This window comes from Leptothrix discophora (assembly GCF_030705305.1).
GTDB lineage: Bacteria > Pseudomonadota > Gammaproteobacteria > Burkholderiales > Burkholderiaceae_C > Sphaerotilus > Sphaerotilus discophorus.
This window is the reverse complement of the sequence record NZ_JAUZEE010000002.1, coordinates 386052-403258: the sequence shown is the minus strand read 5'-3', so window position 1 is coordinate 403258 and position 17207 is coordinate 386052. Positions and strand designations below refer to the sequence as shown.

Here is a 17207-nt window from a genome sequence, read left to right as displayed (position 1 = left end):
GTGACCCTCCCCTTCCCCATGCGCAAGCTCAAGACCACCCTGCTGCAGATCGGCGACCTGCTGCTGACCGCCGGCCCCGTGCTGCTGCTGGCCATCGGCCTGATGGTGCTGGCCTACCGCGTGCTGAGCCCGACGCCGCCCCAGCGCATGGTGCTGGCCACCGGCCCGGCCCAGGGCGCCTACGCCGAGTTCGGCCCGCGCTACGCCAGCGCGCTGAAGAAGCACGGCATCGAGGTCGAGCTGCGCACCACCAAGGGCTCGCAGGAGAACCTGGCGCTGCTGCAGTCCGGCGAGGTCGAGGCCGCCTTCGTGCAGGGCGGCGCGCAGGACGAGCTGGGCCCGGACGAGGCCCCGCCCGAAGGCCTGGCCAGCCTGGGCAACCTGTTCCGCGAGCCGGTCTGGGTGTTCTACCGCGAGGCCGCCGCGGTCGAGCGCCACGACCGCCGCACGCTCGACAGCCTGGCGCAGCTCAAGGGCTGGAAGATCAACATCGGCCACGAGGGCAGCGGCGTCACCAACGTGATGCGCCGGCTGTTCAACGCCAACGGCATCGACCCGCGCACCCAGAAGCTCGGCCGGCTGGAGCCGACGCCGGCGGTGGTCGAGCTGCTGGCCGGCCGCATCGACGCGATGGCGCTGGTCTCGGCGCCGGAGTCGCCGCTGGTGCGCATGCTGCTGATCACGCCGGGCATCCGGCTGCTGGACTTCGCCCAGGCCGAGGCCTACGCGCGGCGCGTGCCGCAGGTCCAGCCGGTGCTGCTGCCGCGCGGCGTGGTCGACCTCGCCCGCGACCTGCCGCGCCAGGACCTGCACCTGCTGGCCGCCAACGCCACGCTGGTCGTGCGCGAGGACACCCATCCTGCCCTGCAGCAGCTGCTGGTGCAGGCGGCGGGGCGCATCCACGGCGAGGGCAACTGGTTCCAGCGCAAGGGCGAGTTCCCGCAGGCCGGCGCGAGCGACTACGCGCTCGCCACCGAGGCCCAGCGCTACTACGAGAGCGGCACGCCGCTGCTGCAGCGCTACCTGCCGTTCTGGCTGGCCAACCTGATCGACCGGATGTGGGTGGTGCTGGTGTCGATCGTCGCGGTGGTGATCCCGCTGTCGCGCATCGTCCCGCCGCTCTACACGATGCGGATCCGCTCGCGCATCTTCCGCTGGTACGGCACGCTGCGCGACATCGAGGAACGCGCCAGCGACGCCGCCCTGACGCCCGAGGCCGTCACCGGCCTGGAAGACGAGCTCAAGGCCCTGGACGCCCGCGTCGAACGCCTGCCGGTGCCCCTGTCGCATGCCGAGGAGCTGTACGCGCTGCGCAGCCACATCCAGCTGGTGCGGCGGCGGTTGCAGGCGGGGTGATGGGGCGGGGTGATTGGGTGGGGTGATGGGGCGGAGCGTCGGGCCGCAGCGGTCGCAGGGCGGCAAGACCCGGTCCCGCGTCATTCGTAGTGCGTCCACATGCGCAGGACCCGAACCACGCGTTGCTCCACCATGACTTCGTAGACGAGACGGTGCTGGATGTTGATGCGTCGCGAATAGGCGCCAGCCAGGTCACCGACCAGTTTCTCGTAGGGAGGCGGGTTGCGGAAAGGGTCTTCGGCCAGCACATCGAGCAAGGCCTGCGCCTTGGATTTCAAGCCTGCAGCCGCCAGCTTCAGCGCGTCCTTCTGCGCATGGCGGGCGAACAGCAGTTGCCAAGCCACCCGGTCACCAGTCGAGCGTCGAAACGCTCGTGTCGAGAGGTTCGGCCATGCCCTCCCTGATCGACTCGCGCATGCCCGGCACCGACAGCAGGTGGAGGGTTTCCTGGATCGCTGACCAGTCTTCGGCCGACACCAGCACGGCGCTCGCCCGCTTGCCGGCGATGAGGACCGGCTGATGGGATTCGGCCGCCTCATCGATGAGTCGATAGAGCTTGGCGCGGGCTTCACTGGCGGACAGGACAGTCATGGTGGTCTCCTCCCGAAGAGCGTACGACTTTTCGTACGACAAGTCCACTCCCACACGTCACCCCGCCAGACACCCTCCCGCCGGCACGCCCCAGGCCGCGCCGACCGATGTCTTGAGCGCCGCCGCCAGCGCCGGCAGGCCGACCCGGCTGGCGCCGACCCTGGCCTCGATCGTCGCGATGCTGACGCGGCGGCTCTCCAGCGTGCCGGTGGCATCGATGTTGGGGATCCACCAGGCCAGCGCACGCTGCTGGCCCGGGCGGGCCGGGTCGGCGCTGACCAGGATCATCCAGAACACGTCCGGCGTGGCGACGCCGTGCGAGGTCCGGAACAGGTCGTTGGCGCTGTCGTTGGCCAGCACGCCGCCGATCACCTGGACCGGCGCGACGTCGCGCCAGCATTCGGCGATGGCCTCGGCCTCGGCCCAGATGCCCTGGTTGAAGGCCGCCCGCTGCGGGACGATGTTGCTCATCAGGAAGGTCTGGGCAATCAGCGCGTCGCTGGCGTCCATGTGGTTGGCGGCGACGAGGTGGCCGCGCGCCCAGCCCGGTGCGGCGTACGCATTCGCGCTCAGCTGCGCCGGGCAGCCCGCTGGCAGCAGGGGATCGACCTGGGTGTAGACGTCTGGCCGGACGGCGTGGCCGGTGTCGGTCGTCAGCGTGTAGGCGTAGCGCACGGCGAGCCGGTCGTCGCAGTCGTAGTCGAGCTGGTAGGCGCCGTGGTTCAGCGGCACGACGCGGTGCGCGCCGGCGTTGTCGCCAGAAGGGTCGAAGACGCTCTTGCCGGCATCGGCACCGCCGCCGCCGCAGGCGCCAAGCGTCATCAGGATCAGGCAGATCGTCAGGGCGGGCAGGCGCATCGGGGTCTCGCTTCAGGGCTGGATGGGGCGCGGGCCAGTCTAGGCAGCGGTGCGCGCTAAGCTGTTGCGGCTGATTCCCCCAGAAGGTTGACCCCAAGCGGCACGTCCTGCCCCTGACCAGCCCGCCTTCCAACCGCCGACGCCACCCGACCTTCCCGACCGTGAGTGCCCACCCACCCGACGACCCGCCCTGGCGTGGCGGCCTGCCGCCGGGCCCCAACGTGGGCACGCAGCTGAGCGCCTTGCGGCGGGCCCAGGCGCGGCGCGAGCGGGCGACGTCAGCGCCCGCTCGCTCGCCGGGCCCGTCCACGCCACGTCGGCCGGCCGGACCGGTCGCCGCCGATGCCGAGGACTGGTTCGCCCGGCGCGGCTGGCAGCCCTTCGACTTCCAGCGCGAGGTGTGGGCTCACATGCGCGACGGCCGCAGTGGCCTGCTGCACGCCACCACCGGCGCGGGCAAGACGCTGGCGGCCTGGTTCGGTGCGCTGGCGGTCTGCCGGGCGCGGCCGGAACCGCCCGCGCGCACCGGTCCGCGGGTGCTGTGGATCACGCCGATGCGGGCGCTGGCGGCCGACACCACCCAGGCGCTGCAGGCCGCCTGCGACGGCATCGGCATGGGCTGGACGGTGGCCATGCGCACCGGCGACACCGCCGCGGCCGAGAAGGCGCGCCAGCGCCACCGTTGGCCGCCCGCGCTGGTCACGACGCCGGAAAGCCTGAGCCTCATGCTGGCGCTGGCCGACGGCTCGGCGGTGCTGGCCGATGCCGAGGTGCTGATCGTCGACGAGTGGCACGAGCTGCTCGGCAACAAGCGCGGCACCCAGGTGATGCTGGCGCTGGCCCGGATGCGCCGGCTCAACCCGGCGCTGCGGGTCTGGGGCCTGTCGGCCACGCTGGGCAACCTGGCGCTGGCGGCCGAGGCGCTGGCCGGCCCAGACGCCGTGCGGGTGCAGGGCTCGCTGCCCAAGGCGCTGACGGTCGACACCCTGCTGCCCGAGACGCTGGAGCGCTTCCCCTGGGGCGGCCACCTCGGCCTGCGCCTGCGCGACGAGGTGGTGCGCGAGATCGACGCCGCCGCGTCCTGCCTGGTCTTCACCAACACCCGCTCGCAGGCCGAGGTCTGGTACCAGTCGCTGCTGGAAGCGCGGCCGGACTGGGCCGGGCTGATCGCGCTGCACCACGGCTCGCTCGATCCCGCCGTGCGCCAGTGGGTCGAGGCCGGGCTGAAGAACGGCGCGCTCAAGGCGGTGGTCTGCACCAGCAGCCTGGACCTGGGGGTGGACTTCCTGCCGGTTGAACGGGTGCTGCAGATCGGCTCGCCCAAGGGCATTGCGCGGCTGTTGCAGCGCGCCGGGCGGTCGGGTCATGCGCCGGGGCGGCCCTCGCGCATCACGGTCGTGCCCACGCATGCGCTGGAGATCCTGGAAGGCGCCGCCGCGCGCGAGGCCGCGCTGGCCCGCCGCATCGAGTCGCGCGAGCCGCCGCCGTGGCCGATCGACGTGCTGATCCAGCACCTGCTGACGCTGGCCGTCGGCGAAGGCTTCGAGCCCGATGCGCTGTTCGACGAGGTCCGGCTGGCCTGGCCCTACCGCGACCTGGACCGCGAGACCTTCGACTGGTGCCTGGGCTTCACGGTGCATGGCGGCGACGCGCTGGCGGCCTATCCGGAACACCACCGCATCGAGCGCGACCCGGCCGACGGCCGCCACCGCGTGATGCGGCGCGATGTCGCGCGGCGCCACCGCATGGCCATCGGCACCATCGTGTCGGACGCGTCGATGAGCGTGCAGTGGCTCAACGGTGGCCGGCTCGGCTCGATCGAGGAAGGCTTCCTGGCCAGCCTGCGCGAGGGCGACTGCTTCATCTTCAGCGGCCGGGTGCTGCAGCTGGTGCGGGTGCGCGACCTGACCGCCTACGTCAAGCCGGCACCGAAGAACCAGGGCGCGGTGCCGACCTGGCAGGGCGGCAAGATGCCGCTGTCCAGCGAGCTGGCCGACAGCGTGCTGGCCCTGCTCGCACGGGCCGAGCCGCTGCTGCCGGCGCTGGAGGCGGCTGCGGCCGAGCGGCCCTCCACCCCACACGCCGACCTGCCGGACGACACCCCGCCCGAGCTGCGCACCCTCGCCCCGCTGCTGGCGCTGCAGGCGCGCCAGTCGGCCCTGCCGCGTACCGGCCGGCTGGTCTTCGAACTGCTGCAATCCGACGAGGGCCACCACCTGTTCTGCTACCCGCTGGCCGGGCGCATGGTCCACATCGGACTGGGCGCCTTGCTGGCCTGGCGGGCCGCGCGTGACCGGCCCGGCACCTTCAGCCTGTCGATGAACGACCACGGCTTCGAGCTGCTGTCGCGCACGCCCTTCGACTGGCCGGCGCTGCTGCTGCCCGAAGGCCCCGGCTCGGCCGGGCGCGGGCTGCTGACGGCCGAGCGGCTGATGCCCGACCTGCAGCAGGCCCTCAACGCGACCGAGCTGTCGCAGCGCCGCTTCCGCGAGATCGTCCGGGTCGCCGGGCTGGTCTTCACCGGCTACCCCGGCGCGCCGCGCAGCACGCGCCAGGTGCAGGCCTCGTCCAGCCTGTTCTTCGACGTGTTCCGCAAGTTCGACCCCGGCAACCTGCTGCTCGCGCAGGCCGAGGCGGAGACGCTGGCCCAGGAGCTGGACGTCGAGCGGCTGCAGCGCTGCCTGGCCCGCATGGCCGCCGGCGAGGTCGTGATGACCCGGCCGGCGCGCATCACGCCCTTCGGCTTCCCGCTGATGGTCGAGCGGCTGCGCGAACGCATCAGCAACGAGCCGCTGAACCAGCGCGTGCAGCGCCTGCTGGCCGAGCTGGAAGCCGCCGCCCAGGGCCAGCCCGCGCCAGCCGATCCGGCCGCCGTGAAGTCGCCGCGTCGGCGGCGGGAACGCAAGCCCTGACATCTGCCATGCCGCCCGCCTGGACCCCGCATCTGGACCACCCGCTGCCCGACGGCCGCCCGCTGACGCTGCTGCCCGAGCGAGCCGCCTGGCTGGCCGATGCCGGCCTGCTGCTGGTGGCCGACGTGCACATCGGCAAGGCCGCGAGCTTCCGCCGCCTGGGGGTGCCGGTGCCGGCCGGCACGACCGAGGCCAACCTGGCCCGGCTGGACGCCCTGCTGGCGCGCTGGCCGGTGCGCCGTCTGGTGGTGCTGGGCGACCTGCTGCACGCGGCCAGCGGCCGGGCGCCGGCGACGCTGGCCGCGCTGGCCGGCTGGCGGTCACGGCATGCCGGGCTGGCGATCACGCTGGTGCGCGGCAACCACGACGACCATGCCGGCGATCCACCGCCCGAGCTGGCCATCGAGGTCGTCGACGAGCCGCTGGCCTGCGCCGGCCTGGCCCTGTGCCACGACCCGGCGACGGCCGCGCCGGCCTACGTCATCGCCGGCCACGTCCACCCGGTCGTGCGCATCGGGCGTGGACTGGACAGCGTGCGCCTGCCCTGCTTCCAGGCCGGTCCGCGTGCGCTGGTGCTGCCGGCCTTCGGCGAGTTCACCGGCGGCCATGTCGTGCACCGCACGGCCGGCGTGACGCTGGTCGCGGTGGCGGACGGACGGGTGTGGCGGCTGCCCTGAGGGCCGCGCCGCTCAGGCCGGATCGCCGATCGGGTCGAGCAGGTGTTCGGGCACCATCGACTGCACCTTGACCAGGAACAGCGCGGCCCGGTCCTCGGTGCTGCGGCGGGCGATGTCGACGGCGCACTGCCGCAGCCAGGGCATCAGGTGTGCGTCATGGGTCACCGCGCGGGCCGCCTCGCGCAAGGGTGCGTCCTCCTGCGCGAGCAAGCGACCGAGCAGGTCCAGCGCATAGAGCTTCGCGCCCGCCACGGAGCGGTTGCCGGCCGGACGGGTCGGCCCGGCCTCGCCGGCCAGGACCGGCGAGCCGGTGGCGTCGCCCCAGCGCATCAGGCGTCGGTCGACCAGCCACTGCAGGTCCTCGCGGACCAGCCCGAGCGCGTCGATCGCCGGGCCCAGCTCGCGCAGCGTGCGGCGGCCGTCCACCATGATCAGCAGGGAGCGCCGCGCCCGGTTCAGCCCCTGGGCCTGTGGCAAGGCCCGGTCGCGCAACACCGCGCGGCCCAGGTCGGTCTTGAACAGGACGGGTGAAGCGGACATGGTGTGAGGATCGGATGGTGGCAGCCCAGGACGACAGGCGGCCGCTCCGCTCCGGCATGCGGTCGGCGTCGGCGTCGGCGGTGCCGGAGTCGACCGCACACTAGCGACGACGCGTGACAAGGCGTCGACAAACGTGTCCAACGTCACAGGATGTGCCTTCCGCCCGGGCGCCAAAGGACTTGCGTGCCAGGGCGGCGGGATCGCCCCGGGCGCTTGCCACAATCGACCGGTCACCTCTTCCTGAAAGACGCCCCGCCCATGGACACCCGCACCGACCCGATCCGCCAGCGTCTGACCGAACTGCGCCTCGCGCTGCACCGCCACGGCCTGGCGGCGGTGCTGGTGCCCTCGTCCGACCCGCACCTGTCCGAATACCTGCCCGAGCGCTGGCAGGGCCGGGTGCGCTACAGCGGCTTCACCGGGTCGATGGGCACGCTGATCGTCACCGCCGAACGCGCGGCGGTGTTCGCCGACAGCCGCTACTGGGTCCAGGCCGAGCTCGAACTCGCCGGCACCGGCGTCGAGCTGGTCAAGGTGCCCAACGGCGCGGTCGGCCACCTGGTCGGCTGGCTGGCGCCGCTGGTCGCCCACGGGCAGGCCCTGGCGGTCGACGGCACCGTGATGGGCCTGGCCAGTGCCAAGGCGCTGGCCGAGGCGCTGGCACCGAACGGCATCGCGCTGCGCACCGATGTCGACCTGCTGGCCGAGGTCTGGTCCGACCGCCCGGCGCTGCCGGCGGCCGCCGTCTACGAGCACCGCCCGCCCGAGGCCGCCGTCGGCCGGGCCGACAAGCTGGCCCAGGTCCGTGCGGCGATGCAGGCCCAGGGGGCGAGCCACCACTTCGTCTCGACCGTCGACGACATCGCCTGGATCACCAACCTGCGCGGCGCGGACGTCGACTACAACCCGGTCTTCCTGGCCCACCTGCTGATCCCGGCCGGCGGCGCGGCGACCCTGTTCGTCGGTGCCGGCAAGGTCGATGCGGCCCTGGCCGCCACGCTGGCCAGCGACGGCCTGGTGCTGGCGCCCTACGACGGCGCCGCCGCCGCGCTGGCCGCGCTGCCCGACGGCGCGAAGCTGCTGCTGGACCCGCGCCGCATCACGCTGGGCTTTCGCGAGGCGGTCTGTGCGGGCGTGCAGGTGATCGAGGCGATCAACCCCAGCACGCTGGCCAAGAGCCGCAAGACCGCCGCCGAGGCCGCCCACATCCGCACGGCGATGGAGGTCGACGGTGCCGCGATGTGCGCCTTCTACGCCCGCTTCGAGGCCGCACTGGGCCGCGAGGCGATCACCGAGCTGACGGTCGACGAATGGCTCAGCGCCGAGCGCGCCAGGCAGCCCGGCTTCGTCAGCCTGAGCTTCCCGACCATCGCCGGCTTCAACGCCAACGGCGCGATGCCGCACTACCGTGCCACGCCCGAATCACATGCGCCGATCTCGACGCCGGACGGCCTGGTCGCCGAGGGCCTGCTGCTGATCGATTCGGGCGCGCAGTACCTGGGCGGCACCACCGACATCACGCGGGTCTGGCCGATCGGCCTGGCCAGCGCGGCCCAGAAGGCCGACTACACGCGCGTGCTCAAGGGCACGATCGCGCTGTCACGCACCCGTTACCCGCTGGGCACGCTCTCGCCGATGCTGGACGCGATCGCACGCGCGCCGCTGTGGGAAGCCGGCTTGAACTACGGCCACGGCACCGGCCACGGCGTGGGCTACTTCCTCAACGTGCACGAGGGACCGCAGAGCATCTCCCCGGCCATTCCCGAGCCACAGATGGCGATGCAGCCGGGCATGATCACCTCGATCGAGCCGGGTCTCTACCGTGCCGGCCAGTGGGGCGTGCGGATCGAGAACCTGGTGCTCAACGTGCCGGCAGCGGTCAACGAGGGCTTCGGCGACTTCCTCGAGTTCGAGACCCTGACGCTGTGCCCGATCGACACCCGCTGCATCGACCCGGCCTTGCTGCGCCCGGACGAGCGCGCCTGGCTCAACGCCTACCACGCCGAGGTCCGCCAGCGCCTGTCGCCACGGGTGACCGGCGACGCGCTGGACTGGCTGCTGCGGCGGACCGAGCCGATCTGAGCGCGCGGCCGGGTCCGACGACCCGGCCTGTCGTCAGAAGTTCTTCCAGTCCCCGCCCGCCGGCGGCTCCCCGTCCTTGCCTCGCGGGCGGGCGGCCGGCGGCAGGTCATCGAGGCCGCCGGGCAGCGTGTCGCCGCGCGAGGTCGTGCGGGCGCTGTGGATGGCGGTGTGGGCGGTCCAGGCCGCTTCCTGGGTCTGCTGCAGCAGCCGGAAGGCGGCGACGACCTTCTGCAGCCGCTCGGCCTGGTCGCGCAGCGCATCGGCGGCGCTGGCGCTCTGTTCGACCAGCGCGGCGTTCTGGCGCGTCAGCTGGTCCAGGTGGCGGACCGAGCGGTCGGCCTGCTGCAGGGTTTCGGGCGTCTGGCTCTCGGCCTGGTTGCCGATCTGGCCGACCAGTTCGGTGACGCTCTGGACCGACGAGACGATCGCATCCATCGTCGCGCCGGCATCGCGCACCAGCCGGCCACCGGCCTCGGCCTTGTCGAGCGAGGCATTGATCAGGCCCTTGATCTCGCGCGCCGCACTGGCCGCGCGCTGCGCCAGGCCGCGCACCTCGCCGGCCACCGCACCGTGGCTGCCGTGGCCGTCGTGACCGGCCCGTGCCGCCTGCACGGCGGCGTTCAGCGCCAGCAAGTTGGTCTGGAAGGCGATGCCGTCGATGGTGGCCAGGATCTCGTTGATCTTCTGGCTCGACGCGGAGATGTCCTCCATGTTGGAGACCACCTGCGTGACGACCTCGCTGCCGCGCTCGGCGACCTGCACGGCGTTGGCGACCAGCCGGTCGGGATCGGCCAGGACGGCAGGCGCGGCATCCGCCGCGCCCAGGGCCGTGGCCGCTTCACGCGCCGGCGAGACCGGCTGCGCCGGGTTCGACTGGACACGCTGGAGCAGCTCCTGCATGACCTCGACGGGCGCGGGCATCGGCGGCTCGGGCGCCGTCGGCGCGGGGGACACGGCCGGCGTGGCCGGCGCAGCCGGCTGCGTCAGGTCGATCGCCGCGGCGTCCGTCGGGGCCGCACGTTCGGGCTGGGCCGGCATGGCCTGCGCCCCGCGTCGGTCTGTCCGGGCCGGCTGGCGCATCTCGCGCATCTCGCGCACCCCGAGCACCTGGCCCAGCGGGCGCACCAGCATCCAGGCCATGCAGCCACCGGCCAGCAGGCAGACGATCAGCAGCGTCGCCAGCTGCTCGCGGACCTGCGGGTGTTCGACGCGCCGCGCCGTCGCGGCGGCCTGGGCCTGGGCGCCGACGTGGTCGATCAGGACCTGGGTCTGCTCCTGCCAGGCGGCTTCGACCGGACGCAGCTGGGCCAGCGCGGCAGGCAAGCCATCCGCGCCGGCAGGGCTGGCGGCGCGACCCGCGCGGGTCAGCGCGTCCAGGCGTGGCCGCACCGTGCCGGCTGCCGCGCTCCAGCCGTCGAGCAGGCCGAGGCTGGCGCCGTCCCAGTCGAGCGTGCGCAGGCGCCGTTCGAGCGCATCGACGCGGGCCAGCGCCTGGTTCAGCAGCCGCGCCTCCTGGGTCCGGGCCAGCGTGTCCTCGGCCAGTGCGAGGTTGCGGGCATGCAGCGCGACGCGGTCGATGCCGGATTGCAGCGTGAGCGTCAGTTCAAGCCGGCTGGCCAGGCGCGCCTCGGCAGCCTCGGACTCGCGCTGCAGGCGGTCGAGCTGGTAGAGCGCCACGCCGCCCACGCCAACGATCGCCAGCAGCAGCGCGGCAAAGCCGAGCGCCAGGCGGTGCGCGACGTTCAGCGTCAGGCGCTGGAGGAACGACGGGGCGATGGTGGGCATGGCGATGGCGACGAAGGCGCAGGTGTGGCGGATGTCCGCCATTCTTCGCGCACCGGCCTCACCGGCAAGCCACGAGTTGCGGGATGCCGCACCGGCAAACGCGCAGACCACGCAGACCGCGAAGAAGGCGCAGAACACGCAAGCCTTCCGCCCCCATTCGAAGCGTCCGGCCCGCGTGTCGCGCCACGCCTGCGTGGATCAGGATGCCATCCACGCAGCGGACGGCGATCAAAAAATCCAAGCGGCTGCGCACGACCGGTAGTTGCTCACCGACCGCCGACCTCAGCCACGACGGTCAGCCGCCGCTGACCGAGCGCACCACCTTGGCGTCCAGCGCCTCGCCCAGATCGTCGAGCAGGTCCTGCAGGTGGCGACGTGAGGGCGCGTCCCAGACCCGCGCCGCGACGCTGCGACGCAGGCTGGCGTGCAGCTCGCGGGCCTGGGCACGCAGCTGGCTGCGCAGCTCCGCGCGCTGGCCGGGTGACGGCCGCATCAGCGCGCCGGACAGGCGGGTGGCGTGGTCGCGCTGCAGGTCGCGGCGCAGCGGCTCGATGCGACCGGCGGCGGGCCGGGCCAGCTCGCTCCAGACCTCGGCGCGGACCCGGTCGAGCAGCTCGGCCAGCGTCAGCGCGTCGTCCGGGCCGCTGGCCTTGCCCTGGTGGTCCAGCAGGCGCTGGCCCAGCGTGTCGCTCATCAGCTGGGCCAGCACGCTGCGCTGCAGGCCGCCCAGCACGAGGTCGGGGATGAACTCGGTCGGCGTCGGGCCGCCCAGGCCGAGGTTCTCGGCCCGGTCGAAGAAGTCGGGCGCGAGCTTGCGCTGCAGCGTCGGCGAGACCACCAGCCCGTCGGCCGACAGGACCTGACGGGCGATCAGGTCGAGCGCTGCACGCTGCCGCGCCGCCGGCACCGGCTGCAGCGGATCGCGGCCGCTGCCGGCCCGGTCGCGCAGCGTGCGCACGCCGCCGATCTGGCGCAGCGCGACGCCGGCCGCGCTGCCGGTGTCGAGCAGCGCGTAGGCGACGCGGCGACGCAGCCGGGCGTATTCATCGCCGTCGGCCAGGCTCTGGCGCTCGGCCCGCGCGATCAGGTCACGGGCGATCTCGATGCGCCGGGCGGCGTGCGCGACCGGATCGTTGCCGAGGTCGAACTGCAGCGTCTCGGGATCCAGGCCCAGGCCGGCGTCCTCGTCGGTGCCGAAGGCAAGTTCGGGTTCGGCGCTGCGCGCGGCGATGCGGGCCAGTTCGGTACGCTCGTCGGCCGGGCCGAGGCTGCGGTAGGCGTACTCGATGGCCCAGAAGTCGTAAGGCCCCAGCTGCTGCTGGTAGGCCACCGGTGCCGGTGCGCCGGGCCGCGGCAGGTTGGCCGGCACGTAGTCCATCACCGAACCGGACATCGGGTGGTCGCGGGTCCATTCGGCATCGTCCAGCCGGGCGCTGTCGACCGCATGCGAGGCGCGGAAGTTGTGCCGCAGCCCCAGCGTGTGGCCGACCTCGTGCATCACGAGGTTCTTCAGGTAGACGCGCACCAGCGCCTCGGCCGCCGCCTCGGTGGCCTCCTCGTCGACCCCGGGCGTGCCGGCATCGGCCGCCAGCCGTTCGAGCGCATAGCCCAGCTGCGACGCGCCTTGCTCGGCGGCCTGGCAGCGCGCATCCGCACCGGTCAGCGCGGCGCGCAGCGCGGCCGCCGGGGCGAGCGGTCCGCTGCTGGCCAGTCCGCTGCTGGCCGGTTGGCTGCCGGCCGAGCCGACCTGCAGCACCGACGACCAGTCCGTCTGCCCGCCCTCGGCCAGGATCTGGCGTCGCAGCAGGCGCTGGAAGCGCAGCGAGTTGCCTTCGAAGGCGATGTCGGCGTCGAGGATCTCGCCGCTGCGCGGGTCGACGTGGCTCGGGCCGATGCCAGCCAGGCCGGGCTGGGCGCTGAGCATCCAGCGCACCGACGCGACGCCGGTGTCGAGCGTGTCGAAGCTGGCATCGTCAGGCTGGATGCGGACCTCGATCGCTTGGCGCCAGCCGATCTTCTCGAAGGCGGTGTTCCATTCGAGGATGCCGTCGCTGATGACCGAGCGGTACTTCAGCGGCACGTTGCGGTCGATCCAGTAGGTGATCGGCTTGACCGGCTCGGACAGCGCCGCCGACGGGTCCTTCTTCTCGAGCCGCCAGCGGTTGACGTGCCGCACCTTGGCGTTGCGCGCCAGGTCGTCGCTGTAGTCCTGGATGACGGTGGTGAAGTGGCCGATGCGCGGGTCGGCCGGACGCGGGCGCATCGGCTCGGCCGGCAAGCGCGTCAGCGAGTAGTGCAGCCGCAGGAACAGGCTGCGCGGGTCGGGCAGCGTGCTCGGGAAGGACGGCTGCGGCGCGCCGGGCGGTGTCGCGCCGGGCTGCGGGAAGCTCAGGTTGGGCGCGGCATAGTGGTTCTGCAGCTCGAACACGATCAGCTCGGGCTGCACCCGCACCGAGGTGATGGCCGAGTTGCGGCCGTCGTAGCCGTAGTTCTGGCGGTAGCTGCGCTGCAACGCGCTGGCCAGGCCGGGCCAGTCGCCCATCAGCAGCGCGGCGGCATCGATCAGCACGGTCTTGCGCTCCGGGTGCGGCGCGCTGGCCAGCGGCGTGCTGGCGACCAGGCTGGGCGAGTAGGCCGCAGCCACCGCGCGGGCCTCGGGCGTGCCGGCCCGGGCGATGTAGTCGGCGTTGCGCTCGATCAGCTGGACCTGGTTGTGCACGCGCCGGAACTCGACCCAGGCACCGCCGCCCAGCATCAGGCCGCCACTCAGCCGGCCCTCGCCGATGCCGCCGGCGATCTTCGGCGACAGGAAGAAGGGCTGGTTGAAGTCGGACTCGGCCAGCTCGAACCAGACCTTGTCCTCGCGCTGCCAGACCGGCAGCAGGCCCTCGCTGCGGCGGGCGTCCTTGATGACGGTGGCGAAGGCCGGCGGCTGGCCCGGCGCGGGCGGGGCGGCCGGGGTCGCCTGCGTCGCCGTCGCTGCGGAAGCCGGCCCGGCGCCCGGTGCCGCGCGGGACGGCGCGGGTGCGGCGCTGGCCGTCGCGGCGGCGGCCGGAGCCGGGGCAGCGGCCGGGCCCGGCTCGACCGTGCCGCCGGTCTGCGCACAGGCCGCCAGCAGCGTCAGCAAGGACAGGGACAGGGGCAAGGACAGGGACAGGGACAGGCGGACGGGTGCGGCGTTCGGGCGTGGCGGCATCGGGGCTCGTGTCTCGGGGCTTGGTGGGAGGCTCGATCGGAGCGGGGCGGACGACTCGGCCCGACCCGCTCAGGCGCGGAACTTCGAGGTGATCGGGTAGCGCCAGTCGCGGCCGAAGCCGCGGTGCGTGATGCGCAGGCCGATCGGTGCCTGGCGGCGCTTGTACTCGTTGAACTTGATCAGCCGGGTCACGCGCTCGACGTCGGCCGGGGCGTAGCCGGCGGCGACGATCTCGTCGAGCGAGCGGTCCTCTTCCATGTACATCGCCAGGATCGCGTCCAGCACCTCGTAGGGCGGCAGGCTGTCCTGGTCGGTCTGGTCGGGCCGCAGCTCGGCCGACGGCGGCCGGGTGATGATGCGTTCGGGGATGACCGGGCCGTCGGCCTGCCGGTTGCGCCATGAGGCCAGGCGGTAGACCAGCGTCTTGGCGACGTCCTTGATGACCGCGTAGCCGCCGGCCATGTCGCCGTAGAGCGTGCAGTAGCCGGTCGCCATCTCGCTCTTGTTGCCGGTCGTGAGCACGATCGAGCCGGACTTGTTGGACAGCGCCATCAGCAGCGTGCCACGGATGCGGGCCTGGATGTTCTCCTCGGTCGCATCCTCCGGACGGCCCTCGAACAGCGGCGTCAGCGTGGCGCGGAAGGCGTCGAACATCGGCACGATGCTGACCTCGTCGTAGCGCACCTTCAGGCGCTCGGCCATGTCGCGCGCGTCGATCCACGAGATCTCGGCGGTGTAGGGGCTGGGCATCATGACCGTGCGGACCCGCGCCGCGCCGATCGCGTCGACCGCAATGGCCAGCACCAGCGCCGAGTCGATGCCGCCGGACAGGCCGATCAGCGCGCCCGGGAAGCCGTTCTTGCCGATGTAGTCGCGCACGCCGGTCACCAGCGCGCCCCAGGCCTGCGCCTCCAGTTCGGGCAGTTCGGCGACCGGGCCGCGCAGCGCGCCGCCGGGCAGCAGGTCGACCACCAGCGTGGCTTCCTCGAACATCGGCGCGCGGGCGGCCAGCCGGCCCTGCGCATCGACCGCGAAGGATGCGCCGTCGAAGGCCACCTCGTCCTGCGCGCCCACCAGGTGCGCATACAGCAGCGGCAGCCCGATGCGCTGCGCCAGCGCCGCCATGCGGGATTCGCGTTCGGCCGGCTTGCCGAGGTGGAAGGGCGAGGCATTGAGCACCAGCAGCGCGTCCGCGCCGGCCGCGCGGGCGGCCTCGGCCGGCTCGTCGAACCAGGCGTCCTCGCAGATCAGCAGGCCCAGCCGGCGGCCGTCGACCTCGATCACGACCGGGGCCAGGCCGGCATCACGACCGCTGACGAAGTAGCGCCGCTCGTCGAAGACCTGGTAGTTGGGCAGCTCGCGCTTGGCGTAGCTGGCCACCACCGCCCCGCCGTGCAGCACGGAGGCCATGTTCAGGCAGCCCTGCAGCGCCCAGGAGCGCGTGCGAACATGCCCCGCATGGCCGGCCAGTTCACGCTTGAGGTCGCGCGGATGGCCGATCACCACGAACAGGTCGGCCAGGTCGGCGAGCTGGCTGGCCAGCTCGGCGAGCGCGGCTTCGCAGGCGTCGAGGAAGGCCGGGCGCAGCAGCAGGTCCTCGGGCGGATAGCCGCACAGCGCCAGCTCCGGCGCCACGGCGACGCGGGCACCGGCCGCATGCGCGGACCGCGCGGCGGCGGCGATGTGGCGCACGTTGCCGGCCAGGTCGCCCACGGTCGGATTGAGTTGCAACAGCGCCACCGCCAGGCCGGCGGCGGACGACACGGAGGTCGGTGAGGACATGGAAAGCGGTGCGGAAGATCGCGGCAGCAGGGTTGCTTGGCATGGTAGCGGCGAGCCCCCGGACGGCGCCGGTGAAGGACACCCGCGCGCAGCCCCGGTCGGGTCGCCCCGGCCCGACATCGACGCCTGGCAATGGCGCCTGCATGCCGGCCTGGACGAGGTCGACGCAGCCGACTGGGACGCCCTGCTGGCCGACACCGGCCAGCCTACGCCCTTCCTGCGCCACGCCTTCCTGGCCGCGCTGGTCGACAGCGCCAGCGCCTGCGCCGAGACCGGCTGGCAGCCGCTGGTGCTGGCCGCGCGCGAACCGTCCGGCGCGCTGCAGGCTGCGGCGATGCTGTGGATCAAGCGCCATTCCTACGGCGAGTACGTGTTCGACTGGGCCTGGGCCGATGCCTGGGAGCGCGCCGGCGGCCGCTACTACCCCAAGCTGCTCGGCGCGGTGCCCTTCACGCCGGTGCCCGGCACGCGGCTGCTGGCGCGCGACGACGCCGGTCGGCTGCGGCTGCTGCGGGTGATGCAGCAGCAGATGCAGGCGATGGGCCTGTCCTCGGCCCACATCCTGTTCATGGACGAGGCCGACCGCCGCTGCGCCGCATCGGCCGGCTGGCTGCTGCGCCGCACGGTCCAGTTCCACTGGGAGAACCGCCAGCCGCAGCCCTATGCCGACATGGCCGATTTCCTCGCCAGCCTGCAGCGCGACAAGCGCAAGAAGGTCCAGCAGGAACGGCGCTACGTGCGCGAGGCCGGCGTGACGATGCACACCCTCGTCGGCCGCGAGATCACCGAGGCCGACTGGGACCACTTCCACCACTGCTACACGCTGACCTACCGGGCCCACCACAGCACGCCCTACCTGAGCCGCGACTTCTTCACCCGCATGGCGCGCGAGCTGCCCGAACACTGGCTGATGGTGACCGGCTCACGCGAGGGCGTGCCGATCGCCCGATCCCTGATCGCGCTGGACCCCGACCGCCGCGTCGCCTGGGGCCGCTACTGGGGCGCGACCGAGCCGGTGCGCTGCCTGCACTTCGAGGCCTGTTACCACACCCCGCTGGAGTGGTGCATCACCCACGGCTGGCAACGCTTCGAAGGCGGCGCGCAAGGCGAGCACAAGATGGCCCGCGGCCTCCTCCCGGTCACGACCTGGTCGGCCCACGTCCTGTCCGACCCCGGCTTCCACGATGCGGTGGCCCGCCACCTCGCGCGCGAGGGCGAGGGCATGGCGGCGTATGTGGATGAGCTGGGGGAGCACAACCCGTTCAAGGCCGGAGCGCTCGACGGCACGACGCCTGAACAACCGGCGCCAGATCGAACCCGGTAGGTCGGACACGCCGTGTCCGACGGGCTGGCGCCGATGGGCCACCGTTCCAAAACCTGGTTCAACGGGGTTTTGAATGCGATGCCGAGCGGCACCTCCGGGCGCGG

General features: G+C 73.0%; 13 protein-coding genes. 6 read left to right on the top strand and 7 right to left on the bottom strand.

Annotated elements, in window-relative coordinates; genetic code table 11:
• Positions 1 to 1356, top strand: coding sequence for a TAXI family TRAP transporter solute-binding subunit (locus Q8X39_RS05355; protein ID WP_369538094.1), 1356 nt, complete (start codon positions 1 to 3; stop codon positions 1354 to 1356).
• 80 nt (positions 1357 to 1436) lie between these two features.
• Here Q8X39_RS05355 and Q8X39_RS05350 read toward each other — a convergent pair whose 3' ends face one another.
• Genes Q8X39_RS05350 through Q8X39_RS05340 form a run of 3 tightly spaced genes read right to left on the bottom strand, consistent with a single transcriptional unit; the run spans position 1437 to position 2805 of the window.
• Positions 1437 to 1700, bottom strand: a complete 264-nt coding sequence (locus Q8X39_RS05350) for a Txe/YoeB family addiction module toxin (RefSeq protein WP_305748604.1) — start codon at positions 1698 to 1700, stop codon at positions 1437 to 1439.
• A gap of 4 nt (positions 1701 to 1704) precedes the next feature.
• Complete coding sequence (locus Q8X39_RS05345) at positions 1705 to 1947, bottom strand: type II toxin-antitoxin system Phd/YefM family antitoxin (protein WP_305748603.1); 243 nt, start codon at positions 1945 to 1947, stop codon at positions 1705 to 1707.
• A gap of 57 nt (positions 1948 to 2004) precedes the next feature.
• Positions 2005 to 2805 (bottom strand): DNA/RNA non-specific endonuclease, encoded by an 801-nt coding sequence (locus tag Q8X39_RS05340; RefSeq protein WP_305748602.1) that lies wholly within the window; start codon positions 2803 to 2805, stop codon positions 2005 to 2007.
• A gap of 161 nt (positions 2806 to 2966) precedes the next feature.
• Here Q8X39_RS05340 and Q8X39_RS05335 point away from each other — a divergent pair, with 161 nt between their 5' ends.
• Together Q8X39_RS05335 and pdeM are read left to right on the top strand one after the other, a co-directional pair.
• Positions 2967 to 5717 (top strand): ligase-associated DNA damage response DEXH box helicase, encoded by a 2751-nt coding sequence (locus Q8X39_RS05335; protein ID WP_305748601.1) that lies wholly within the window; start codon positions 2967 to 2969, stop codon positions 5715 to 5717.
• A gap of 8 nt (positions 5718 to 5725) precedes the next feature.
• On the top strand, positions 5726 to 6394 hold the full coding sequence (pdeM, locus tag Q8X39_RS05330) for a ligase-associated DNA damage response endonuclease PdeM (protein WP_305748600.1): 669 nt from the start codon (positions 5726 to 5728) through the stop codon (positions 6392 to 6394).
• A gap of 12 nt (positions 6395 to 6406) precedes the next feature.
• Here pdeM and Q8X39_RS05325 read toward each other — a convergent pair whose 3' ends face one another.
• On the bottom strand, positions 6407 to 6934 hold the full coding sequence (locus Q8X39_RS05325) for a hypothetical protein (RefSeq protein WP_305748599.1): 528 nt from the start codon (positions 6932 to 6934) through the stop codon (positions 6407 to 6409).
• Between the two features lie 258 nt (positions 6935 to 7192).
• Between Q8X39_RS05325 and Q8X39_RS05320 the strand changes: the two genes are divergently transcribed.
• Positions 7193 to 9016 carry an aminopeptidase P family protein gene (locus tag Q8X39_RS05320; RefSeq protein ID WP_305748598.1) on the top strand — a complete coding sequence of 608 codons (1824 nt, stop codon included), beginning with the start codon at positions 7193 to 7195 and terminating at the stop codon, positions 9014 to 9016.
• 33 nt (positions 9017 to 9049) lie between these two features.
• Here the strand turns inward: Q8X39_RS05320 and Q8X39_RS05315 are convergent, their stop codons facing one another.
• On the bottom strand, positions 9050 to 10801 hold the full coding sequence (locus Q8X39_RS05315; protein WP_305748597.1) for a methyl-accepting chemotaxis protein: 1752 nt from the start codon (positions 10799 to 10801) through the stop codon (positions 9050 to 9052).
• Between Q8X39_RS05315 and Q8X39_RS05310 the strand changes: the two genes are divergently transcribed.
• Entirely contained in the window at positions 10800 to 11063 is a 264-nt protein-coding gene (locus Q8X39_RS05310) for a hypothetical protein (protein ID WP_305748596.1), read from the top strand. The genes Q8X39_RS05315 and Q8X39_RS05310 overlap by 2 nt on opposite strands.
• 33 nt (positions 11064 to 11096) lie before the next feature.
• Here the strand turns inward: Q8X39_RS05310 and Q8X39_RS05305 are convergent, their stop codons facing one another.
• Both Q8X39_RS05305 and Q8X39_RS05300 read right to left on the bottom strand, forming a co-directional pair.
• Positions 11097 to 13997, bottom strand: a complete 2901-nt coding sequence (locus Q8X39_RS05305) for a zinc-dependent metalloprotease (RefSeq protein ID WP_305748595.1) — start codon at positions 13995 to 13997, stop codon at positions 11097 to 11099.
• 69 nt (positions 13998 to 14066) lie between these two features.
• Positions 14067 to 15779, bottom strand: a complete 1713-nt coding sequence (locus Q8X39_RS05300) for an NAD+ synthase (protein ID WP_305748594.1) — start codon at positions 15777 to 15779, stop codon at positions 14067 to 14069.
• Between Q8X39_RS05300 and Q8X39_RS05295 the strand changes: the two genes are divergently transcribed.
• On the top strand, positions 15778 to 17103 hold the full coding sequence (locus Q8X39_RS05295) for a GNAT family N-acetyltransferase (RefSeq protein ID WP_305748593.1): 1326 nt from the start codon (positions 15778 to 15780) through the stop codon (positions 17101 to 17103). The two genes, Q8X39_RS05300 and Q8X39_RS05295, sit on opposite strands and share 2 nt — an antisense overlap.
• Positions 17104 to 17207 lie beyond the last annotated feature (104 nt).